This window comes from uncultured Rhodospira sp. (genome assembly GCF_937138205.1).
Taxonomy (GTDB): domain Bacteria; phylum Pseudomonadota; class Alphaproteobacteria; order Rhodospirillales; family Rhodospirillaceae; genus Rhodospira.
This window is the reverse complement of record NZ_CAKZOT010000112.1, coordinates 1-21736: the sequence shown is the minus strand read 5'-3', so window position 1 is coordinate 21736 and position 21736 is coordinate 1. Positions and strand designations below refer to the sequence as shown.

At 67.4% G+C, this 21736-nt stretch carries 20 protein-coding genes; 6 read left to right on the top strand and 14 right to left on the bottom strand.

Annotation, left to right across the window (positions count from 1 at the left end):
• The first annotated feature begins 23 nt into the window (after positions 1 to 23).
• Complete coding sequence (locus tag Q0309_RS15965) at positions 24 to 2501, top strand: glycogen/starch/alpha-glucan phosphorylase (RefSeq protein WP_299443436.1); 2478 nt, start codon at positions 24 to 26, stop codon at positions 2499 to 2501.
• A 40-nt stretch (positions 2502 to 2541) separates the two neighbouring features.
• On the opposite strand, the gene Q0309_RS15960 is transcribed toward Q0309_RS15965, so the two are convergent.
• Positions 2542 to 3312: a sulfite exporter TauE/SafE family protein gene (locus Q0309_RS15960; RefSeq protein ID WP_299443433.1), complete on the bottom strand. Its 771-nt coding sequence runs from the start codon at positions 3310 to 3312 to the stop codon at positions 2542 to 2544.
• A complete protein-coding gene (locus Q0309_RS15955; protein WP_299443430.1) occupies positions 3309 to 4532 on the bottom strand; it encodes an MFS transporter in 1224 nt (407 codons plus the stop codon). Before Q0309_RS15955 ends, Q0309_RS15960 begins: the two co-directional genes overlap by 4 nt.
• Before the next feature lie 176 nt (positions 4533 to 4708).
• On the opposite strand from Q0309_RS15955, the gene Q0309_RS15950 reads away from it, so the two are divergent.
• The 5 genes from Q0309_RS15950 (at position 4709) to Q0309_RS15930 (ending at position 11288) form a co-directional block, all read left to right on the top strand.
• A complete protein-coding gene (locus Q0309_RS15950; RefSeq protein WP_299443427.1) occupies positions 4709 to 5680 on the top strand; it encodes an HAD-IIA family hydrolase in 972 nt (323 codons plus the stop codon).
• Positions 5681 to 5763: 83 nt separating this feature from the next.
• On the top strand, positions 5764 to 7761 hold the full coding sequence (locus Q0309_RS15945) for a methyl-accepting chemotaxis protein (RefSeq protein WP_299443424.1): 1998 nt from the start codon (positions 5764 to 5766) through the stop codon (positions 7759 to 7761).
• Positions 7762 to 7802: 41 nt separating this feature from the next.
• Positions 7803 to 9599, top strand: coding sequence for a SpoIIE family protein phosphatase (locus Q0309_RS15940; protein WP_299443421.1), 1797 nt, complete (start codon positions 7803 to 7805; stop codon positions 9597 to 9599).
• A gap of 103 nt (positions 9600 to 9702) precedes the next feature.
• On the top strand, positions 9703 to 10119 hold the full coding sequence (locus Q0309_RS15935; RefSeq protein WP_299443418.1) for a hypothetical protein: 417 nt from the start codon (positions 9703 to 9705) through the stop codon (positions 10117 to 10119).
• Positions 10116 to 11288 carry an extracellular solute-binding protein gene (locus Q0309_RS15930; RefSeq protein WP_299443415.1) on the top strand — a complete coding sequence of 391 codons (1173 nt, stop codon included), beginning with the start codon at positions 10116 to 10118 and terminating at the stop codon, positions 11286 to 11288. The genes Q0309_RS15935 and Q0309_RS15930 overlap by 4 nt, the downstream gene beginning before the upstream one ends.
• Positions 11289 to 11305: 17 nt before the next feature.
• Here Q0309_RS15930 and bfr read toward each other — a convergent pair whose 3' ends face one another.
• From bfr to Q0309_RS15870, 12 genes are all read right to left on the bottom strand, one after another.
• Positions 11306 to 11794 carry a bacterioferritin gene (gene bfr, locus Q0309_RS15925; RefSeq protein WP_299443412.1) on the bottom strand — a complete coding sequence of 163 codons (489 nt, stop codon included), beginning with the start codon at positions 11792 to 11794 and terminating at the stop codon, positions 11306 to 11308.
• Between the two features lie 178 nt (positions 11795 to 11972).
• The gene (locus Q0309_RS15920; protein WP_299443409.1) at positions 11973 to 12215 is read right to left on the bottom strand and encodes a (2Fe-2S)-binding protein; all 243 of its coding nucleotides are present in this window, start codon (positions 12213 to 12215) and stop codon (positions 11973 to 11975) included.
• 75 nt (positions 12216 to 12290) lie between these two features.
• Positions 12291 to 12941, bottom strand: a complete 651-nt coding sequence (locus Q0309_RS15915; RefSeq protein WP_299443406.1) for a class I SAM-dependent methyltransferase — start codon at positions 12939 to 12941, stop codon at positions 12291 to 12293.
• Positions 12941 to 13639, bottom strand: coding sequence for a methyltransferase (locus Q0309_RS15910; protein WP_299443403.1), 699 nt, complete (start codon positions 13637 to 13639; stop codon positions 12941 to 12943). Before Q0309_RS15910 ends, Q0309_RS15915 begins: the two co-directional genes overlap by 1 nt.
• On the bottom strand, positions 13636 to 14106 hold the full coding sequence (locus Q0309_RS15905; protein ID WP_299443400.1) for a YtoQ family protein: 471 nt from the start codon (positions 14104 to 14106) through the stop codon (positions 13636 to 13638). The genes Q0309_RS15910 and Q0309_RS15905 overlap by 4 nt, the downstream gene beginning before the upstream one ends.
• 25 nt (positions 14107 to 14131) lie before the next feature.
• Complete coding sequence (locus Q0309_RS15900) at positions 14132 to 15760, bottom strand: lysine--tRNA ligase (protein ID WP_299443397.1); 1629 nt, start codon at positions 15758 to 15760, stop codon at positions 14132 to 14134.
• Between the two features lie 204 nt (positions 15761 to 15964).
• Positions 15965 to 16462 (bottom strand): CarD family transcriptional regulator, encoded by a 498-nt coding sequence (locus Q0309_RS15895; protein ID WP_299443394.1) that lies wholly within the window; start codon positions 16460 to 16462, stop codon positions 15965 to 15967.
• Between the two features lie 550 nt (positions 16463 to 17012).
• Positions 17013 to 17351, bottom strand: coding sequence for a ferredoxin FdxA (fdxA, locus tag Q0309_RS15890; RefSeq protein ID WP_299443391.1), 339 nt, complete (start codon positions 17349 to 17351; stop codon positions 17013 to 17015).
• A 35-nt stretch (positions 17352 to 17386) separates the two neighbouring features.
• A complete protein-coding gene (locus Q0309_RS15885) occupies positions 17387 to 17842 on the bottom strand; it encodes a TerB family tellurite resistance protein (RefSeq protein ID WP_299443388.1) in 456 nt (151 codons plus the stop codon).
• Between the two features lie 120 nt (positions 17843 to 17962).
• Positions 17963 to 18352, bottom strand: a complete 390-nt coding sequence (locus Q0309_RS15880) for an RNA-binding S4 domain-containing protein (RefSeq protein WP_366940645.1) — start codon at positions 18350 to 18352, stop codon at positions 17963 to 17965.
• A complete protein-coding gene (locus tag Q0309_RS15875) occupies positions 18349 to 20916 on the bottom strand; it encodes a helicase-related protein (RefSeq protein WP_299443384.1) in 2568 nt (855 codons plus the stop codon). Before Q0309_RS15875 ends, Q0309_RS15880 begins: the two co-directional genes overlap by 4 nt.
• 82 nt (positions 20917 to 20998) lie before the next feature.
• Entirely contained in the window at positions 20999 to 21340 is a 342-nt protein-coding gene (locus Q0309_RS15870; protein WP_299443381.1) for an HPF/RaiA family ribosome-associated protein, read from the bottom strand.
• Positions 21341 to 21736: the final 396 nt, after the last annotated feature.

Here is a 21736-nt window from a genome sequence, read left to right as displayed (position 1 = left end):
TTTGCTCACGAGGATGCCCGACCATGGATCAGTTGGTGAAGGAAGCCTTGGACGGTGAGTTCCGCGTCAATCTTCAAGATGCCGAGAGCATCCGGCGCGGGCTGATCGCCTATATGGTGCGGGTGGTCGGGCACGATCCGCTATCCGCCGGCACGCGCCAGTGGTTTCAGGCGCTCGCCCACATGATCAAGGGCGTTCTGTCGGAACAGGGCATGAGCACCAGCCGCGCCCAGTACGGGCACGACATGCGGCGGGTCTACTACCTGTCCATGGAGTTCCTGACCGGCCGGCGCCTGATGAAACACCTGCTGGACCTCGGCCTGGAGGACAAGGTCCGCGAGGCCCTGGAGGCGCTGGGACAGGATCTGGATACCCTGGCGGCGGAGGAGCCCGACCCGGCCCTCGGCAATGGCGGCCTGGGCCGGCTGGCGGCGTGTTATCTGGATTCCATCGCCACGCATCGCTACCCCGGACACGGCTACGGCATCCGCTATGAATTCGGCATGTTCTCGCAGACCATCGATGACGGCCAGCAGGTCGAGCACCCCGACAACTGGTTGCATCGCGGCAATCCGTGGGAATTCGTCCGCCACAGCGTGACCTATCCCGTGCGTTTCCACGGCCGCATCGTCTGTTTCCGCGACGAGCAGGGCCAGGAGCGATGCGAATGGGTGGACACCGACGACGTCCACGCCATTGCCTATGACCTCAAGGTGACCGGGTACGACAGCCCGGTGATCTCCAACCTGCGCCTGTGGGCGGCCCGGGCCACGACCGACTTCGATCTGCGGTTCTTCAACGAAGGCAACTATATCGAGGCGGTGAAGGCCAAGACCACGTCGGAGACGCTGTCCAAGGTGCTGTACCCCATGGACACCACGGTCCTTGGCCAGGAACTGCGCCTCAAGCAGGAGTACTTCTTCGTCTCCGCCTCGCTGCAGGACATCCTCGCCCGGTACCTGCGCGTGCACGATGACCTTAGCCTTCTGCACAAGAAGATCGCCATCCAACTCAACGACACGCACCCCGCTCTCGCGGTGCCCGAACTGATGCGTCTTTTGGTTGATCTCCATGGAATGAGCTGGGAGACCGCCTGGGGGGTGACGCGCGAGACCTTCTGCTACACCAACCACACCCTGCTGCCCGAGGCGCTGGAGACCTGGCCCATCGGGATGCTGGAGCATGTGCTGCCGCGTCATCTGGAGATCATCTATCTGATCAACCACGACCACCTGCAACAGGTCCGGTTCCGCTTCCCCGGCGACATGGAGGTGTTGCGCAAGATGTCGCTGGTGGACGAGGGCACCCAGCGCATCCGCATGGCGCACCTGGCGATCGTCGGCAGCAAGCGGGTCAACGGCGTGGCGGCGCTGCACACGCAGTTGCTGCGTGACACAGTGTTCCCGGAGTTCGACGAAATGTACCCGGGCAAGTTCGTCAACGTGACCAACGGCGTGACCCAGCGGCGCTGGCTGTTGCAATGCAATCCGCAACTGGCCGACCTGATCACCGAGGCCATCGGCGATGCCTGGACGACCGACCTGACGGCCCTGCGCGGTCTGGAACCGCTGGCGGGCGACACCGCGTTCCGCGAGCGGTTCACCGCCATCAAGCTGGCCAACAAGCAGCGCCTGGCCGCTCACCTGCTGGCTCAGACCGGCGTGACGGTCGATCCCGCCAGCCTGTTCGACGTCCAGGTCAAGCGCATTCACGAGTACAAACGCCAGCTTCTGAACGTGCTGCACGTCATCCACCTCTACACCCAACTGCGCGACGGCAAGGTGGAGAACCCGGTCCCACGCACCGTCATCATCGGCGGCAAGGCGGCTCCGGGTTACTTCCTGGCCAAGCAGATCATCCGCCTGATCAACGACGTGGCGCTGACCATCAACAACGACCAGCGGGTCAACGACGTTCTCAAGGTCGTCTTCCTGCCCAACTACAATGTCTCGAACGCCGAGATCACCATTCCCGGCGCCGACCTGTCGGAGCAGATTTCCACCGCCGGCACCGAGGCCTCCGGCACCGGCAACATGAAGTTCGCCCTGAACGGGGCCTTGACCATCGGCACGCTGGACGGCGCCAACATCGAGATCAAGGAAGAGGTCGGCGACGACAACATCTTCATCTTCGGGCTGACCGCCGGGGAAGTCGCCGAGACGAAGCGAAAAGGCTACAACCCCTGGAAGATCGCGGACGGAGACGCCGACCTCAAACGCGTGCTCGACATGATCTTTTCCGGCTACTTCAATCCGCAGCAGGTGGGCCGTTACACCCCGATCCGCGACACCCTGTTCGACGGCGGCGACCAGTACCTCGTGCTGGCCGACTTCCGCGCCTATATCGAGGCCCAGGCCAACGTCGAGACCACGTTCCGCGATCCCGACGCCTGGGCGCGCAAGGCCATCCTGAATGTCGCGCGCATGGGGCTGTTCTCGTCCGACCGCTCCATCCACACCTACGCCGGCAAGATCTGGGACATTGAGCCGATGGAGTTCTGATCCGGAGAGTGCAGCTCTCAGGATCTGTCCGGACGGGCTCTCAGATCACGGCCACCAGGATCAGCCCGCCGCCCGCCACCAGCAGCCCGGCCATGATCAGGCGCCGGAACAGGTGGTCGTCCAGGCGCTGGCGCAGGGCGCGCCCAAGCGGATAGCCGGCCAGCAGGACCGGCGCCATGGCCAGCGACGCGACCACCAGCGGCGGGGTCAGCAGCGTCGTGGCGCCGAACGCGATCAGCATGAGCACGTTGGCGACCGACCACAACGTGCCGATGGCGGCGACGTAGGTCGCCCGGTCCAGCCGCAACGCCGTCATGTACATGATCACGGGCGGGCCGAAGATGGTGGTGGTGCCGGCCAAAAGGCCGGTGACCGCCCCCAGCACGGCGCCCGCCACCTTCTCCTGACCGGGACGCAACCGCAACCGGGGCATCCGCTCGCCAAACAGCGAGAAGGTGACGATCACCACGCCGAGCACCATCAGCAGCGGACGGGTTGGGATCCAGGCCAACAGCATCGCGCCGAGGCCGATGCAAACCGCCTTCGTCACCAACAAGGGCCAGAACCGGACCAGGATCTCGTGCACCCGCCCGCCCTCGCGCATCATGGCCAGGTTTCCCGCGAACGCCGGCAGCACGGTCAGGGCGATCGCTTCCTTGACCGGGACAGCCAACGTCAGGATCGACAGCGTGACGATCGGCACACCAAACCCGATCGCCCCCTTGATGACGCCCGCCAGCAGCACGGCCCCCAACAACACCGCCCATTGCGTCGGCGAATAGGCCGGCAGGGGAATATCCCAGGGGATCATGAGCGCACCTCTCGGCGGCGGGCGCGCAGGATCAGCACGGTTCCGGTCAACGCGAACAGACCAATGGCCGGGAAGGTCACCGCGTATCCGCCCAGCACCGGCACCAGGGCGGAGAACAGCGCGGGACCAACGGCGACGCCACCGAAGGTGAAGAACAGGGCGCCACCAGTGGCCGCCCCCACCTGCCCCGGCGGGCACAGGCGCGCCACCTCGGCCAGGAACACCCCGTTCCAGCCGATGGCCGAGACGCCGAAGACGACCAGCACCCCAACCAGCGGCCACAGCGGCCAGGCCGGCGTCATCGCGCCGGTGACCAGCGCGCAGCCGAACGAGATCAGGCCGATCGCGGCCAGCGTGGCGAGGCCGCCGCCCAGCCTGTCCGCCAGCCAGCCCCAGAACACGCGACCCACCGCCCCCGCGATCTGCACGCCGGACGCCACGGCGCCGGCCAGCACCAACGATCGCTCCAGGCCCTCCACCAGCAGGGTTACCAGGAAGGTGCTGAGGCACAACTGTACGGCGGCGAAACAGAACGTCATCAGGGCCAAAGCCCGCAACGGTGGGTGGCGCCACACGACCGTCAGGCCGGCCAACGGCGTGCCCTGACGCCGCGCGCCGGGACGGCGGTCGTCGTCCCAGGCCGCGCGCACCGCCTGCAACGCCACCGCCACCGTCAGCGCCAGCACGGCCGTCACGACCAGCCCGGCTTGCCATCCGAAGGCGAGGCTCACGGTCGGCAGCATCAGCCCGGCCACGACTCCGCCGAGCGGCACGCCGGTCTGTTTCAGCGAAAAGATCAGGTTGCGCCGGTGGGCGGGCGTGAAGCGGAACAGCACGTGCGACGAGGCCGGGTTGGTCATGCCGTACCCCCAGCCGATCAGCGGCGAGGCCACGGCCAGCGCCCACAGGCTCCCGGTGCTTCCCAGGGCGCATCCGGCCCCACACAGCACCAGCGCGGCCTGGCTGGTCCTCCCGGCGCCATGACGGGCGACCGTTCCGCCCGCCAGCACCGCCGAGACAGCGCCAGCGAGGTAGACTAGGCTCATCTGATACCCGACCGTTTCCGGCGCCACCCCAAGGGTGCCCGTGATCTCCGGCCCCAGGGTGGCCACCGTCAGGGTGGCCAGCGTCACCAGGGTCTGGACCAGGGTCGTGGCGCCGACAACCACGGGAAGGCTGCGCGCCGACGGGGTGTCGCGCGGGGTCGATGCGGAATGCACGGTCGTTTCACCCAAACGGGGAGGCGGGCGAGAACGGTAGCAGGCCCCTTCCCCACCGTCCACGCGCGGCGTTCTCGGCGCGATCGGACGTCGACCGCCGCTGGACAGGGACCTCCACCGCCGCTATGCAGGCGCCTGCCCTCGCCAGTCCCCGCCCCCAACACCGGACCACCCTGATGCTCACCCAGGATTTCGACACCGCCTGGGACACCTATCTTCAATCCCGTGATTGGTTCCCGCCCCTGCCACCGCCCGTCACCCCGTGCCCGGTTCATGGGCTGGCCGAGGTGCTGGATACCGAGGACATCGCCGTCGTCGTGCTCGACGCCTACGGTGTCCTGCACACAGGCAGCGAGACGCTACCCGGCGCGCGCGAGGCCATCGACGATATCCGGCGCCGGGGCCTATCGGTGTGTGTGCTCACCAACGACGTGACCCACGAACCAGCCGGTGTCGCCGCCGGACTGCGCCGGCGCGGTCTCGACATCCGGGCGGACGACGTGATTTCGGGACGCGACCTGCTGCCCGACGCCCTGGCCGCCGTGGGCGGCGGCGCCGGGTGGGGCGTGATCGCCATTCATCCCCGCGACATCACCGCCCGGTTCCCGTCGCTGTCCGTGGTCGAGGATCTGGCCGCCGGCAGCCCTTCGGACTGGGACCACATCGACGGCTTTGTGCTGGTCGACTGTTTCCATTGGACCGAGGCGGATCTGGCCGCGTTCCGCGCCCTCATGCGGCATCGGCCGCGCCCCCTGATCATCCCCAACCCGGACGTCGCCTGTCCCTATGACGGCGCCCTGACGATCGAGCCGGGCAGCCTCGCCCTGGCGGCGGCGCGCCAGCACGGCGTGGCGGTGCGGTTCCTCGGCAAGCCGTTCCCGGCACTGTACGAGCGGGTCAAGGCGCGCCATGGCACTGTCAATCCGCGTCGCATTTTGATGGTGGGCGACAGCCCGCACACCGACGTTCTCGGCGCGCGAGGAGCAGGCCTGCGGTGCCTGCTCGTGAAGACGGGACTTCTGAACGACGAACCCGTTGGCACACGTCTTGCCGAGTGCGGACTCTGGCCAGATTTCATCGCCGACGCGATCTTGCTCAGCACGTCGAAAAGCTGTATCACTTCTAAGTCAAATGTAAACAATCTGTAATCAATTTTGTCCGAAACACGACTAGCGGCATCCGACAAGACGACGCTCCGGCCCAGCGACGTGGTCATCTCCAGGAGGCACCCATGGCATTCCAAAACGTGCGCATTCGTTCGAAGATTTGGCTGCCGACCGTTGTCGCGGGGTTGGGTTTGATTGCCTTGGTCGCCTTCTCGTCCTTCCAGGTTCGAAACGAAATCATGACGGAACGGATCGGCAGCGTCCGGTCCGTCGCCGAATCGGCCGCCGCCCTTGCCGCCGAATACCATCGCCGCGCCGAAGCTGGCGAGATCGACATGGAGACGGCAAAGACCCGGGCTCGGAACGCGATTCGGAGTATGCGCTACAATGACGGCAAGGAATACGTGTTCGCCATCTCATACGATGGGACAGTGCAAGCCCTAAGGCCTCGGCCCGACTGGGAGGGCACGGACAAACGCGACCTGACGGACACGGAGGGAAAGCGGTTCATTGTCGACCTGATCAAGGCCGCGCGGACCGGCGGCGGATCGGTGGACTACCGCTTCCCGCGCCCCGGCTCCGACAAACCGGAGCCGAAAGTCTCCTGGGCCGAGCCCTTTGGCCCCTGGCAGTGGATGATCGCCACGGGGGTCTACGTCAGTGATGTCGACACCCTGGCATTCAACAAAGCGATGCGTCTGGCGGGAATCGCCCTGCTGGTTCTGGTCCTCGCCGCAGGGTTCGCCATTGTCATCATCCGTGGCATCACCCGGCCGTTGGCCCAGCTAACGAACACCATGTCCGACCTGGCCAAGGGCAATCTCGAGGTCACCGTGACCGACACCGGGCGTCGGGACGAGATCGGGCAGATGGCCGATGCCGTGCAGGTGTTCAAGGACAACGCGAAGGAGGTCGAGCGCCTGAACTCGGAACGGGCCGCCCTGGCCCGCCGCAACGAGCGCAGGGTGAAAGGCGAGATGCTGGCCTTGACCAACGCCCTGGACGAGGAGGTGCGCAGCGCCATGTCCATCGTCATGCAACAGGCCGACGCCATGCACAAAGCCGCCGTCGACATGGCTCATGCCGTCACGGACACGGAACAGGGCGCCGGGGCGGCCGCCTCGGCCTCGCGAGAGGCCTCCTCCAGCGTCGATGCCGTCGCCGCCGCCGCCGAACAGATGGCCAGTTCCATCGCCGAGATCGGCAAGCAGGTCACCAACGCCGCTTCCGTGGCCCACCGCGCGGTCGAGGAGGCCGAAACCACCAACCAGCGGATCGCCGGCTTGGCGGGCGCCGCCAACCAGATCGGCGAGGTCGTCAACCTGATCAGCGACATCGCGAAACAGACCAACCTGCTGGCCCTGAACGCGACGATCGAGGCGGCGCGGGCCGGCGAGGCCGGCAAGGGCTTCGCCGTGGTGGCCAACGAGGTCAAGACCCTGGCCAATCAGACCGCCAACGCCACCGAGCAGATCGCCAGCCAGATCGGCGGAATGCAGACCGCCACCGGCGAGGCTGTGGAAGCCATCAAGGGCATCACCACCGTTGTCGGCCAGCTCAACGAGATCACCACGGCGATCTCGACGGCGGTCGAGGAACAAAGCGCGGCGACCAACGAAATCTCGCAAAACGCCCAACACGCGGCACACAGCACCCAGGACTCGTCCGGCAATATCGACCGTGTTTCGCAAAGCAGCGGCGAGACCGGACACCATGCCCGCGAGGTCAAGGATTCGGCCGAGGAGGTCCGCACCCACATCCGCCACATGCAGACCGCTCTGGAACAGATCGTGCGCTCAACCACCGACGAGGACCGCGAAAACAACATGCTGCGGACCGTCAACGTCGCCGTGAGCCTCGATTTCGGCGGCGGCCGCACAACCTCCTGCCTCCTCAACGACATCGCCCTGAGCGGGGCGGCGACCCTGGATCAGAGCGTCAAGGCCGAGCGCGGCCAGGAGTTCACCGTGACGCTGCCCGATGTCGGCACCCTGAACGGGGCGGTCATTGCCCGCACCGACGTGTCGACCCACGTTCGTCTGGACCTCTCGGAAGAGCAAGGGGCGGCCCTGCGCCAGTTTGTCACCCGGCACGGGCGGTCCGCATCCCGGCGCGGCGCGTAGACCGGGAAGAAAAACGCCCGTGACGCAGGAACATCCCGCCCATGCCGTCGATTCGCGCCCTCGTCGTTGACGACAACCGCCGCAGCCGCGACATGCTGGCGGGCCTGCTGAAGGCGCTCGACTACGACATCGCGCTGGCCAGCGACGGCGACGAGGCCTGGGACCTGCTGGAGCGCGAAGGCGACAGCTTCGACGTCGTGCTGCTGGACCGGCGGATGCCGCGCATGGACGGCATGGAGGTGCTGGCCCGCATCAAGGCGACGCCCCACCTGCAGGCGTTGCCGGTGATCATGCAGACCGCCGCCGACAGCGAAACCGAGGTCATCGAGGGTATCCGTGCCGGCGTCTTCTACTATCTCACCAAGCCGTATCAACCGCAGGCCCTGTTGTCGGTCACGGCCGCCGCCGTGGCGGACTACGCCCGCGTGCGCCGCCTGCAGCGCGACATCGACACCCAGGCATCGGCCCTTCTCCATCTGCGGGAGGGGCGGTTCCACGTCCGCACCCTGGAGGAAGCCAGTGATCTGGCGACATCGCTCGCCGTGGCGTTTCCCGACCCTCCACGCCAGGTCATCGGCCTCTCCGAACTGATGACCAACGCGGTCGAGCACGGCAACCTGGGCATAACATACGCGGAAAAGTCGGACCTGCTTGCCAGGGGCTGCCTCCAGGCGGAGGTCGAGGATCGCCTGAGCCGGCCCGAGTACCGCGACAGGGTCGTCGAAGTGACGATCCGGCGAGAGGTTGACCGGATCGCCGTCACGATCGCCGATCAAGGCGAGGGGTTCAACTGGCGTGACTACCTTGAGATGGACACCCAACGGGTGTTCGACATTCACGGTCGCGGCATCGCCCTGGCCCGAAGGATCAGCTTCGACAGTCTCGAATACAAGGGCCGCGGCAATGAAGTCGAGGCGTCGGTCGCCCTGCCGGCGCCGGCCAACGACACGATCGCCCAGCCGGATCGGGTGCCCCGGTCCGGCCGGGCGCCGCTGGCGGCCGGGGCGCCGGATCACATGCGTCTGGCGTCGGTCGAGGAACGGCTGATCCACACCCACGCCGACCTGCAGGCGTACCGCGCCCGGCTGGACGAAGACCTCGGCGCGGCCCACCGGATGCAACAGGATCTGTTGCCTGAGCCGGGCACGATTTCCGCCCTGGAAGAACGCCACGCCGTCCGCCTCGGCAGCCACTTCGAAAGCTCCTCGGAACTGGGCGGCGACCTGTACGGGCTGCACCCCATCGACGCCCACCGGTTCGCCCTGTGGATGGTCGATTTTGCCGGCCATGGCATCTCGGCGGCGCTGAATACCTTCCGCCTGCATACCCTGCTGACAGAGTTCCCCGAGTGGATGCGGCACCCGGGCGAATACCTGAGCCTGCTGGGGGCGCGCCTGAGCACCCTGCTACCCACCGGCCAGTACGCGACGGCTTTGTACGGCGTCGTCGACACCCAGGCCCATCAATTGCGCTACGCCGCCGCCGCCTCCCCTCCCCCCCTCATAGCGGACACGGCGACGGGCGCCGTCTCCTGGGGCGATGGATCCGGTGTGCCGTTGGGCGTCGACGCCGACGCCCTGTACGAGACGCGAACAGTGCCATTTCCGCCGGGCCACATGGTGTTCCTGTACAGCGATGCCATGCTGGAATGCGGGCGAGACTCGGGCAACGCCTTGGGGCGCGAGGGCGTGTACGCCCTGCTGGCCGAGGCGGTGGGCCGTCGCGGGGCCGGGATCACCCTTTCGGATGTCCTCGATCCGTTTCTGGAGCGCATGGTCCGGCCGTTGAGCGACGATCTGACCGCCTTGATGTGCCTGCGGCATCCGCGCGCCGACTGACGGTGCCCCATGCCGTTGGGGTGGGCCGAAAGGGGTGGGCGAGCAGGCCCCATTTGCTCTACGATCCCGCCGCATGTTTTTTTGGACCAGTGGCAGGGAGCCCATGATGGAAACTGTTGTCGAGCAGGACACCCCGACGGATCGCGACCGCATCAGCCGTATCATGGTGATCGCGGTCCACGCACTGTACCTGACGTCCCTGCCGCTTCTGCTCATACCCCTGGCCATGGCCATCCACGCGATGCCGACGCTGCCCATCTGGTTTTCCGCCGTGCCGCTGGCGGGGGGTGCCCTGTATTCCTATATGGTCCGGAAGAAAGCGCCCGAGAAATGGCAGACGCACTTTGACGAGGCGGTTCAGACGTTCTGGTCCTACATCTTCCTGATGATGCTCGGGGTTCTTTTCTATTTCGCGATGTTCATCGGCATCGTCTTCATGTTCGTCGCGTACTACATTGTCGTCCATCGCGCCATTCGCGGCATTTACCGCGCCATCAAGTGGTCCGGCGTGACCCCGTGAGCCCGCGACCGGCCCCCCCGCGCCTGCCGCGCCGCCGCCTGCTGGCCGCGATCCCGGCGGCGGCGGTTGGCGCGATGGCCGCTCGGGGGACCGCGGCCGAGGGCGCCAGCCGTCGGCTTCATGCCCTGGCCTATGAGGGCCAGTGGACGGACGGAGTGCGCCGCCACCTGGAGCGGACACACGGCATCGCCCTGGATGTGACCGTGGTGGCGACGCCCGCCGAGGCGCTGGACCGGGTGCGGCGCGCGACGCTGGAGGGGCCGCCCGGACCCGATAGGCGGACGCGGCCGGTCGATCTCGTCTCGCTCGGGGTGGAGGACGTCGCCGCATGGCGGGGGCTCGGCCTGCTGTCGCCGTTGCGGGCCGACGTGCCGGTGACGCACCGAAGCACCCTGTCCGCCCACGGCGCCATGGAGGGCGATGGCCGGGCGTGCTTTCTGCCGCTGTCGCTTGGCCTGGACGTGATGTTCGCCGCTGGCGCGGATGTGCGCGAGGCGTTCACGGCCGAACAGCCGCCGCCCTGGTCCGTGTTGCTTGACCCTTCCCTGAAGGACCGCGTCTTGATGGAACCCGCCGCCGCCGTGTGGATGGCGCTGCGGCTGGTGGACGCCGACGGTGCCCGCCTCGCGCAGGCAGGCCAGGACAAGGCGGCCGCCCGCGATCTGTTCAAGGCCGTGAACGAGACCCTGGCCCCGTGGCGCGCGCAACTGGCCTCGGTCTGGACCGACAGCGTGACCTTCGGCGCCGCGCTGTCGAAGGCCCGGCTGGCCGGCGCCGGGCGGGCGGGCCTCGCCTGGGACAGTCTGGCCCGTTGGCTCACGCGCACCTGGCCGGGCGACCCGCCGCCCGTAGCCACCGTGCCCGCCGAGGGCAGCCGCGCGTGGCTGGACGGCTTGGCCGTGCCAGTGGGGGCCACGGCCCCGGCGACCGCTCAGCGGCTCCTGAAGGCCATGACGGACCCGGCGGTTCAGGCCCTCTGGGCCAAGGGACAGAACGCGCTGCCGGCCGACCCGGCGGCGTGGTCGCGGCTGGATGAGCCGGACGCGCGGTGGGCGGAGACCGTCCTGCGGAACGGGGGCGGGCTCGAACGCCTGTGGTTCCCACCAGCCCTCACCGGCCCGGCCGCCGACGCGTTCGCCGACAGCCGCGACCGGTTCGAGTTCGCGTGACCGAAGACGGACCCGACCTATCCCTCGCCTTCTTCGCCGCCGAACATCTGCTGTTGCAGATAGCCGCTGACGCCGACCTGCTCCAGCAATGTCATCTGGGTTTCGAGCCAGTCGATATGGTGCTCGGTGTCGTCCAGGATCTTGCGCAACAGGTCGCGGGTCACGAAGTCCTGCTTTTCCTCGCACAGGGCCACGCCCTTCACCAGGCAGTCGCGCGCCCCGTATTCCAGGGCAAGGTCGCCCTTGTAGCACTCGGGAACCGTCTCGCCGATCCTCAGTGTGTGCAGGTCCTGCAGGTTGGGCAGGCCTTCCAGGAAAAGAATGCGCTCGATCACCCAGTCGGCGTGCTGCATTTCCTCGATGGATTCGTGATAAACCGTGTCGGCCAGACGCAGGTAGCCCCAGTCCTTCAGCATCCGGGCATGGAGGAAGTACTGGTTCACGGCCGTCAATTCGTTGGTCAGGACCGCGTTCAGATGGTCGAGAACAACTTTTTCACCCTTCATGCCCGCCTCCCGTGCGTGGTTCGGAACCGTTGTGTCGATACGAGATCGCGCCGTCTCGTGCAACACCAACGTCTCCCCAAGCCATACGGCATGTGGGCGCCCACGCAAAGCGGTTTTTTAGAAGAGTTCCAGAAAATGGCTTACGCCCTGGTGAACCACGGTCCAGCCGCCCAAAACCTCAGGCCTCCAGCCGATCGTCTTCGTTGTTGGGCGCGTCCGGCCATGGGTGGCACAGCTGGGTCGCGTGCTCCTCCTGGATCAGAACGACGATCCGGTGGACACACTTGGCGCATTGCGGGGTTTCCCCGCAGGCCTGAAACACCTTGCTGACGTGGCGGACGCCGCTGCGGATGGCCCCGCGAACGCGGGTTTCATTCAAGCCCTTGCAGTTGCAGACGTACATGGCGGGGGACGGTCCCATTCTGGCCTTGCCGAGAGAATGGCACTATACCGGCCGCCCCGCGCCAAGGCAAATGCAATTCACTCGCACAAACCCTCACCGCCGCCGCGCCAGCAACAAACCATCCCGAATCGGCACCAGACAGGCGTCGACACGCGCGTCGTCGCGGATCTTTGCCGTCAACGCCCGCAGCGCCACGGTGTCGGCGCTGGTGTTGGCGGGATCGGCCACCGTCCCCTTCCACAGCATGTTGTCGAGCGCGATCAGCCCGCCCGGCCGCACCAGGGTCAGCGCCTGTTCGTAATACCCGTCATAGCCTTCCTTGTCGGCGTCGATAAACGCCATGTCGAAGGTGCCCCCCTGCCCTTCGGCGATCAGCGTCGCCAGCGCCTTGGCGGCCGGACCGATGTGAAAGTGAAACCGCTCGGCCATGCCGGCGTTGGCCCAGTGGCGGCGCGCGATGTCGGCGAACGCCGGGGCGTGGTCGAACGCCCGCACCTCGCCGTCCGGCGGCAGGGCGTACGCCACCGCCAGCGCCGAGTAGCCGGTGAACGTTCCGATATCGAGCGCCCTGCGCGCGCCGATCAAGCCGGCAAGGAAGCCCAGAAGCGCCCCTTGCTCCGGACTGCTGACCCAGTGGGCGTTTTCCATGCGCTCGGTTTCTTCGCGCAACGCGGCCAGGGGGGCGGGTTCATCGATGCCCACCCGTCGCACGTAATCCGCCACCCCGTCGGGAAGATCCAGCATCAGGCCCCTCCCGGATCCGGGGGGCAGGACGGACGCAGGCGCAGGATCGTGGTCTCTCGCACGGCGCGGTCCTCCAACTCCAGGGTGGTGGGCACGGCGAACCGGGCCACCGGGTCCGTCCCCTCGCGAGTCACATAGGCACGCCCCGGATCGGCCAAAAGGACCAAGGCCCCGGTCCGCGCGTGCGCGGTCAGGAACCGTGTGACCGCGTCCGCCATGGGCTGTTCGTAACAGACGTCGCCGGCCAGGATCACGTCCCAGGCCGCCCCCTGCCCCGCTCCGGCCAGCAGGTCCCGCGTCACGGCCGTGACGCGATCGCCCAGGCCGTTCAACGCGGCGTTCAAGGCCACCGCTTCGGACGCCATGGGATCAATGTCGGCGCAGGTGACCGACGCGGCGCCGGCCCGCGCCGCCGCCAGCCCGGCCAGGCCGCTGCCGCTGGCGAAGTCCAGCACCGCGCGACCGCGCACCGTGTCGGGATGATCGAGAACATACCGCGCCAACGCCTGACTGCCTGGCCACGCGAAGGCCCAGAACGGCGGCGGCACGCCGGTCTTGCGCAACAGGTCCTCGGTGGCCTGCCACAGGGGCGTGACCTCGGTGGCCAGGTGCAGGCGCAGGTCCGGAACCAGCGGCGCCGTCGAAATCACCGTATGCGCCTGGATGAAGGCCCGCCGCGCGGTCTCGTCCGGACTCACCGCCCCGGCAACCGCCCGGTCTGCACGTAGGTCAGGATTTGAGCCACCTGCTCCGGCGTCTCGCACGTGGCCAGGGCGGCGCCGTTGATCTCCTTCAGCGCGTGGGTGTGCTCCGGCGGATGCAGCACGATCAGCGGCGTCCCCAGCGCGGCGGCATAGCCGGCGTCGAACGCCGCGTTCCATTGCTTGTACTTTTCCCCGAAGCGGACCACCACCACGTCCGCCTGTTCGATCAGCACCCGGGTGCGGATGGCGTTGACCTTGGCACCCTTGTGGTCGCGCCAGAACGCCGAGTCCTCCTCGCCCAGGATCGCGGCGCCGCAGTCGTCCGACGCCGCGTGGTCGGTCACCGGACCGGAGAACTCGACGCACAGGCCGGCCTCGTCACACGCGGCCATGACCTGGTCGCGCCAGTCGGTGTGAATCTCGCCCGAGAGGTAGACGGACAGGTCGCTGGGTCCAAGCATGGTGGCGTCCTCCGTTGCGGTGTGATCAGGCGGAGAGATCCTCGCCCGCAATCGCCCGGTCAAGCAACGCCAGCGTTTCGCTCCGCCCATACAGCGCGATGAACGAGCCCATGCGCGGCCCCTGATCCTGTCCCAGCAGGATCTGGTACAGCGCCTTGAACCAGCCCTTCAGGTCGCCGAAGGTCTCGCCGTGTTCCTTGCCGATCTCGTAGACGAGGGTCTGCAGGTCCTCGGCGGCGGCATCCGGGGGCGCCTCGGCCAGGGCCGCGCGCAACGCTTCCAGCGCCTTCGCCTCGGCCGCCGTCGCTGGCCGGTACTGCTTGGTCGGCAGCACGAAGTCCCGGTAGTAGGCGATGGCGTGGCGCACCAGGCCGTCCAGGATCGGCGCCGTCGCCGGCGTGGCGCCGGGAGCGTAGCGGCCGATGTAGTGCCATAGGACCGCCGGATCCTCCGAGTGGCACACACTGGCCAGGTTCAGCAGGATGCCGAACGACAGGTGCGCCGCCTCGCGCGGCGGCGTGCCGTTGTGGATGTGCCAGACCGGGTTGTTGAGGCGGTCCTTCGTCTCCTGGGTCTCGAACTTCCCCAGGAAGGTCAGGTAGTCGTCGACGTTGCGCGGGATGACGTCGAAGTGCAGCTTCTTGGCCGCCCTGGGCTTCTGGTACATGAACAGGGCGAGGCTTTCGGCGTTGGCGTACTTCAGCCAGTCCTCGACCGCCAGGCCGTTGCCCTTCGACTTTGAGATTTTCTGTCCCTTGTCGTCCAGGAACAGCTCGTACGTCAGGTTGACCGGCGGCTCGCTGCCCAAAACGCGGCAGATGCGGCTGGACAGGCGCACACTGTCGATCAGGTCCTTGCCGGACATCTCATAGTCCACGCCCAGCGCGTGCCAGCGCGTGCCCCAATCGGCCTTCCACTGCAGCTTGCAACGGCCGCCGGTGACCGGGGTTTCGACCCTAGTTCCGTCCGTGTCCTGGTAGACGATGGTGCCGGCGTCCGGATCGGTCTCCAGCACCGGCACTTGCAACACCTGCCCCGTCTTCGGGCACACGGGCAGGAACGGCGAATAGGTCGCCCGCCGTTCGTCGCCCAGGGTCGGCAGCACCACGTCCCGAATGGCGTCGTAATGGCGTAGCACGGCCAGCAACGCCTCGTCGAAGCGGCCCGAGGTGTAACACTCGGTCGCCGACTGGAATTCGTACTCGAACCCGAACGAGTCCAGGAACGACCGCAGGCGGGCGTTGTTGTGATGGCCGAAGCTTTCGTGCGTGCCGAAGGGATCGGGGATACGCGTCAGCGGCTTGCCCAGGTGGGCGGCGACGATTTCCTTGTTGGGGATGTTGTCGGGCACCTTGCGCAGGCCGTCCATGTCGTCCGAGAACGCGAACAGGCGCGTCGGGATCTCCGGTGCCAGAACCTGGAACGCCCGGCGCACCATGGTTGTGCGCACCACCTCGCCGAAGGTACCGATGTGCGGCAGGCCGGAGGGGCCGTAGCCGGTCTCAAACAGCACGTACCCCTTGTCCGGCACCTGCCCTTTGAGCCGGTCGTCCAGCAGCGTGCGCGCCTCCTGGAACGGCCAGGCGGTGCAGTCGCGGGCGAGGCCGCGGACGGTCTCGTCAACAGGGGGGGCAGCGACGGACGATTCGGGCATCACGCGGAGTCCTGGTCTGGTCTGGTCTGGTCTGGCCTAGTCTGGACGGGGCCATCGGGCGGCCGGGGCGGAGAGGATCGCGCCCACACCCTGGAACCCGTGGTCCGAAAACGCAAGCCGCGCCGTCCTGGAGAGTCTGGTCCAGGACGACGCGGCATGGTCATCAACGGTCTGACACCGACACCCCCACCGGGGGTGCGAGTCTCAGGCCGCCGACAGTAGTTTTTCGACCTTCTGGGTGGCGGTGTCGGCGTCGATGGATTCGATGGCCGCCAGTTCACCCACCAGCCGTTCCAACGCCTGTTCGTAGATCTGGCGTTCGGAATACGACTGCTCGGGCTGGGTCGCGCCCCGGAACAGGTCGCGCACCACCTCGGCGATCGAGACCGGATCGCCGGAATTGATCTTCTGTTCGTACTCCTGCGCCCGGCGGCTCCACATGGTGCGCTTGACGCGGGCGCGCCCCTTCAGGGTGCTCAACGCGGTCTGCATTTCCTGGCGCGAGGACAGCTTGCGCAGGCCCGATTTCGGCGCCTTGGCCACCGGCACACGCAGGATCATGCGGTCCCGCTCGAACGAAATCACGAACAGCTCAAGCTCCATGCCGCCGATGGTCTGGGTTTCGATCGCCTCGATCAAGCCCACGCCATGCGTCGGGTACACAACATGATCTCCAACGGAAAACGGCGCCTTTTTCGTCATGGCCTCACTCTTCAATACAAACAGCGGTTCAAGCAGCAGATCCGACCTGTCGCGAGCGGCCTAGCGCGACGCGATGCAACCGCACCGCCGTCCACGCCACCGCCGACACTCGTCACACACCTCATCACACAATCGGCCGCCGACCACGGACTGGTCGACGACCGTCGCACCGAGACGTCACCTCCGGCCTCCGCGCGCGGTGGCTCACCTCGGCGGATTGACGGATGGTCTGATCGCTGTCGCGCTCCCTCGGACCCGAAATGTCTTAGAGGGTCATCATGCTCCCACCAGCGCGGTTCTCGCGCCCGCCTCACCCCACGGACGGGCCACGGGACCCCGCGACCCCCTCCCTCTTTCGAATGACTTCCGTCATCCTACCAAAGAAGCACGCTCTACGGGAATGCCCAGGATTGCCCTGTGGATCGCCTTGTCTAACACAAAAGCTCAACAAATCCCAGTCTCTTGTGCACGCCTGTCCGATCGGTCCGCGCCGTCGCGTTCACGCCCTTCGAAAGGCGCGTCGGACGGACGATCGGTCTGACGATCGGCCTTACGTCGTTCCGGTGCCGGGATTTTCGCTCAGCAGGTCGCGCTTGCCTGGCTTGTCCTTCCAGTCGTCGGCGTCGGGCAAAGGATCGCCTTTGCGCGTTATATTCGGCCAACGCTCGGAAAAGTCTCGGTTGATCTCGAGCCAGTCGGCGGCGCGGTCATCCGAATCTGGCACAATCGCCTCGGCCGGGCATTCCGGTTCACAAACGCCGCAGTCAATACATTCGTCCGGATTAATAACGAGAAAGTTCTCACCCTCATAAAAACAGTCGACCGGGCAAACCTCAACGCAATCCTGAAACTTGCACTTGATGCAATTTTCGGTGACAACGTATGTCATATGAGTTCAACTCCACTCCTCACGGCGGCACCGCGTCACGACAAGCCGCGCCGCTCAAGAACCCGCTTCCGGGCCGCTCCGTTGTCCTGGTCGTCCACGTACAACAGCCCGCCCAACCGCCGCATGAGGCTGGCCTCGTACTCGTGCACAACGCCGTCGGCAAAGACGACATCCCACAGCATTTCCAGCAGTTCGACCCGCTGGTCGTACGAGAAGGCGTCCTTCAGAACCCGCGACGGACCGTACAACTCGACCTGTTCGTGCTGCGCGGCGGCGGCTTCGCGCATCAAGCTCTCGGCGTCCGAGGGCGACAGCGAGAACCGCTTTTCGAGCAGGGCGCGAATGCGGGTGCGCTCGGCGTCGTCTATGGCACCGTCCGAACTGGCTGCCTCGGTCAGGAGCAGCGCCGCCGCGAACCGAACTTCTTTCTGACCCGCCTCGGAATCCGATACTTCGTCTCCGAACAAGATCTTACGCAAGGACTCCAGCATGTGTCGGCGGCCCGTCGATGTCGAGGAATGTGTCAAGAAGGCGGTTTCCGGACCGGCGATCCGGATGGCCCACACTTAATCATTCATGGCCCGGGTCCGCAAGTGTCCGTTCGATGGGCTTTAGCCCGCAGTGTCGCGACCACGCAAGGCCTCGAACGCCCGCCGCTCACGCTTGGTCGGACGGCCGCTCCCCGCTGGACGCACCGGCGTCGGCGCCATGACGGGATCCTGCAACCGCTCGGGCGGTTCGATCTCTTCGTAGAGCGCTTGCGCTTCCGGGGCCGGACCCCGGCGCTGGCCCAAAGCCACCACCCGCACCCGCCGGCGATACGGCCCCAGGATGAGCTCAAGCTGATCCCCCGGCCGGACCAAAACGCTTGGCTTGGCGATGGTCGCCCCGTTCAGCGTGACGTGCCCGCCGGTGCACAGGTCCTGCGCCAGCCCCCGCGTCTTGCGAAAGCGTGCGTGCCACAGCCACTTGTCGATGCGCAGGGCGTCGTCAGCCATCATGCCCGCACCTTTTCCGCCAGAACCGCGAAGGGCGAGTCCGCCACGGGCGCCGTCCCGCGCGCCAGCCGCCGGCGCCGTTCGGCCGCCGTCTCGGCACGGTCGCGGGGGCGCCCTCGCTTGCCGCGCCGGTCAGCCCGGAACCGAACGCCGCCGGCGTCATCCCGCCAGACGCGGTAGCCCAGGGCCTGGCACAGCCCTTCCACCTCCTCGACCGACACGCCCAGCATGGGGGCCACGGCCGCCGGCAGCGGCGCCCCGCTGTCGCTCCCCCCAGCGTCCCGAAGCGCCCCCCGCAAGGTGGCGGCGAACCGTTCCAGCATGTCCGCCCGTACGGCCCGCCCGGCCATCAGCCGGAACCCGAGCGCCCGTTGGTAAACCTCGGCGAGGTCGGGGTCGGGCGGCTGTCCATCCTCGGGCGGGCAAAACGACACCCGCCCGGACGGCGGCGGGCGGAACGGCGTCACCCCCTGACTGGCCGCCCACAGCAGGCCCCGCAGGCGCTGCGCCGCCGGTTTCAACAGCGGCGGCATGAACACGCTCTCCACCCCCAGGCGCACCTGTCGGCGCGCCAGCGCCTTGCGGTCGACCGCCGTCAAACGCGTCACCTGCGGCGCCACGGCCGCGCGGGGCACGGTCCCCAAGGCTTCCACCAGTTGGTAAGCCAAGCCCCGCCCCGCCCCCGACAGGCCGTCCCCATCGCGCAAGACCAGCAGGGGCGCCAGGTCGCGGGCCACCAGACGGTCCAGCCACAGCGACAGCCGCGCCCGCACCCGACTCGCCCGCGCGCCGGCCAGGAACTCGTTCGCCGGCAGGTCGACCGACGGACGCAGCGGCTCCGGCCCGCGCCCCAGCCGCGCCACCACGACACCGTTCCAGGCGATGCTCCCGTCGTCGGTCAGGGTCAGGGCCGCCTCCTCGGCGGCCTCCAGCGCCAACACCCGTTGTCCGATCTCGCCGTGCAGCGCCTTGAGCGCCGCATTGAGCACCGCCTTGTCGCCGCGCCCACCGCCCTGCCGGTCCGGCGTGAAGGTGAACGCTTCCAGGCGGCCGACGTAGTGATCCTCGACCCGGACGCCGCCATCCTTGTCCACCACGGCGAACAGGTCGGCGCGATCGTTCAACTTGCGCATCAGCACGGCCGTCCGCCGGTCGACGAACCGCTGGGTCAGCCGTTCGTGCAGGGCGTCGGACAGCCGATCCTCGATGGCGCGGGTCCGGGCGCGCCAGTGCTCGGCGTCCGACAGCCAGTCGTTCCGATAGGCGACGTACGTCCACACGCGGATACTGGCGATGCGGTCGGTCAGCGCATGAATGTCGCCGTCGGTGCTGTCCAGGCGCTTGACGTGGCCGGCGATCCAGTCCGGCGGCAACCGCCCCGCCCGCGCCGTCAGATGGCGAAAGATCTGCCCCTGCAGACGGACGTGGGACTCCTCATGGATCTTGCGGAAGTCCGGCACGCGGCAGACCTCCCACAGCAGTTCCACGGCCTCGCGGCCCCGCGCCAGCGAGCGGATGTCATCCTCGCGGGTCAGGGCCTCCAGGGCGGCGTGGTCGTGGGCGTCGCGCGTGCGCTGCAAGACGTCAAGCGGCGGTGGCGCGTTCAGGCTGTTGTGCAGCGCGGCCACAGACGACAGGTCGAGCGCGCTGTTGCGCCACTGGATCCCGCGCACGGCCTGGAACTGGTGGCTCTCGACCCGCTCGACCAGTTCGGTCGGCAGCGGCCCCACGTCCGCCGTCGTGCCAAAAGTACCGTCGTTCATGTAGCGCCCGGCGCGGCCCGCGATCTGCGCGACCTCTGTACTGCGCAAGGCACGTTGGCGGGTGCCGTCGAACTTCTCCATGGCGGCGAAGGCCACATGGTCGACGTCCATGTTGAGGCCCATGCCGATGGCGTCGGTGGCCACCATGTAGTCCACCTCGCCGTTTTGGTAGAGCGCCACCTGGGCGTTGCGGGTGCGCGGGCTGAGCGCGCCCATGACCACCGCCGCGCCGCCGCGCTGGCGGCGCACCAGTTCGGCGATGGCGTACACGTCGCCGGCCGAGAAGGCGACGATCGCCGACCGCCGGGGCAGTCGGGTCAGCTTGCGCGGGCCGGTGTAGGTCAGGCGCGAGAAGCGCGGCCGTGTCTCGAACAGGCAATCCGGCAGCAGCCGCCGCAACAGCGGTTCCATGGTGGCCGCGCCGAGGAACATGGTCTCCTCGCGCCCGCGCGCGTTCAGCAGGCGGTCGGTGAAGACATGGCCGCGATCGCGGTCGGCGCAGAGCTGGATTTCGTCGATGGCCAGGAAGTCGACCGGCCGTCCCACCGGCATACTCTCGACCGTGCACAGAAAGTACTGCGCATCGGCCGGGATGATCTTTTCCTCGCCGGTGATGAGCGCCACCTTGCCCGCGCCCTTGGCGCGCGCGACCCGCTCGTAGTTCTCACGCGCCAGCAGCCGCAGGGGGAATCCCATCATCCCGGACGAGTGGCCGAGCATACGCTCGACCGCCAGCCAGGTCTTGCCGGTGTTGGTCGGGCCGAGCACGGCCCAGACCCGCGAACGGTCCGTCGGAGCGGTCATAACGCTCCCGAGCATGGGACCGTCGGGGCGGCTTGGCAAGACCGGGTTTGCCTCGGCCGCCCGTCCGCGAGTGGTGACGGGCTCAGCCCGTCTTGACGCGCTCCATGTAGTCCTTCAGGCGCCGTTCCATGGTGGAGAAGGCATCGCGCAAGGCCACGCCGATATCCTCGTGCGCCTTGGGATCCTTGGGACTGCGCCGCACCACCAGATCGTCACCCGGCACCTTGCAGGAAATCGTGATGTGATACGGCTCACCCTTGCGATGCAGGGAGGAAATGTTTTTGTGGTGGACCTCGACCACCACCCGGCAACTCGTGATGCGATCGCAGAACTGTTCCAGTTTGTCGACTTTTTCCCGGACGCGCGTCTCCACGGCGTCGGAGTGGTCCAGTCCATGAAACGCGATCTGCAAGGGAATCGGCATCGCTGTCTCCCAATCACCAAAAAAAGCCCCGTCCAGCGGCGTTGCACCGCCGGGGATGCCGTCGATACAGCCGGCGGGCCGGGCGGGTCAACGGTCTCCAGGCTCCATCATGACCGAAATTTGACGGCAGAGATACAGCGAACAGGTGCGCCGGCCCGCCACCCGAAAGCGATAACCACAGGGTTGCGCGCGGCCACCCTGTGGCACATATGAACCCGCCGAAGCCCCTCCCGGCGCACCCCCTTTGACACGGACCGCGCCGCGACACCGCAACAGAGTCCCAGAACAAACGCAGGGTCGCCCCCATGACGGACACCAAGACCGAAGACCGCCTGTCGTTCCAGGCCGAGGTCACCAAGCTGCTCGATATCGTCGTTCACTCGCTGTATTCCGACC

Bases quoted from the DNA above. Each gene is read 5' to 3' on its own strand.
- Q0309_RS15965 (WP_299443436.1), top strand. From the start codon at position 24: ATGGATCAGTTGGTGAAGGAAGCCTTGGACGGTGAGTTCCGCGTCAAT.
- Q0309_RS15875 (WP_299443384.1), bottom strand. From the start codon at position 20,916: ATGACCGCTCCGACGGACCGTTCGCGGGTCTGGGCCGTGCTCGGCCCG.
- Q0309_RS15885 (WP_299443388.1), bottom strand. From the start codon at position 17,842: ATGCTGGAGTCCTTGCGTAAGATCTTGTTCGGAGACGAAGTATCGGAT.
- Q0309_RS15895 (WP_299443394.1), bottom strand. From the start codon at position 16,462: ATGACGAAAAAGGCGCCGTTTTCCGTTGGAGATCATGTTGTGTACCCG.
- Q0309_RS15905 (WP_299443400.1), bottom strand. From the start codon at position 14,106: ATGCTTGGACCCAGCGACCTGTCCGTCTACCTCTCGGGCGAGATTCAC.
- Q0309_RS15960 (WP_299443433.1), bottom strand. From the start codon at position 3,312: ATGATCCCCTGGGATATTCCCCTGCCGGCCTATTCGCCGACGCAATGG.
- Q0309_RS15940 (WP_299443421.1), top strand. From the start codon at position 7,803: ATGCCGTCGATTCGCGCCCTCGTCGTTGACGACAACCGCCGCAGCCGC.
- Q0309_RS15920 (WP_299443409.1), bottom strand. From the start codon at position 12,215: ATGGGACCGTCCCCCGCCATGTACGTCTGCAACTGCAAGGGCTTGAAT.
- Q0309_RS15935 (WP_299443418.1), top strand. From the start codon at position 9,703: ATGATGGAAACTGTTGTCGAGCAGGACACCCCGACGGATCGCGACCGC.
- Q0309_RS15945 (WP_299443424.1), top strand. From the start codon at position 5,764: ATGGCATTCCAAAACGTGCGCATTCGTTCGAAGATTTGGCTGCCGACC.
- Q0309_RS15900 (WP_299443397.1), bottom strand. From the start codon at position 15,760: ATGCCCGAATCGTCCGTCGCTGCCCCCCCTGTTGACGAGACCGTCCGC.
- Q0309_RS15950 (WP_299443427.1), top strand. From the start codon at position 4,709: ATGCTCACCCAGGATTTCGACACCGCCTGGGACACCTATCTTCAATCC.
- Q0309_RS15880 (WP_366940645.1), bottom strand. From the start codon at position 18,352: ATGATGGCTGACGACGCCCTGCGCATCGACAAGTGGCTGTGGCACGCA.
- Q0309_RS15915 (WP_299443406.1), bottom strand. From the start codon at position 12,941: ATGCTGGATCTTCCCGACGGGGTGGCGGATTACGTGCGACGGGTGGGC.
- Q0309_RS15870 (WP_299443381.1), bottom strand. From the start codon at position 21,340: ATGCCGATTCCCTTGCAGATCGCGTTTCATGGACTGGACCACTCCGAC.
- fdxA (WP_299443391.1), bottom strand. From the start codon at position 17,351: ATGACATACGTTGTCACCGAAAATTGCATCAAGTGCAAGTTTCAGGAT.
- bfr (WP_299443412.1), bottom strand. From the start codon at position 11,794: ATGAAGGGTGAAAAAGTTGTTCTCGACCATCTGAACGCGGTCCTGACC.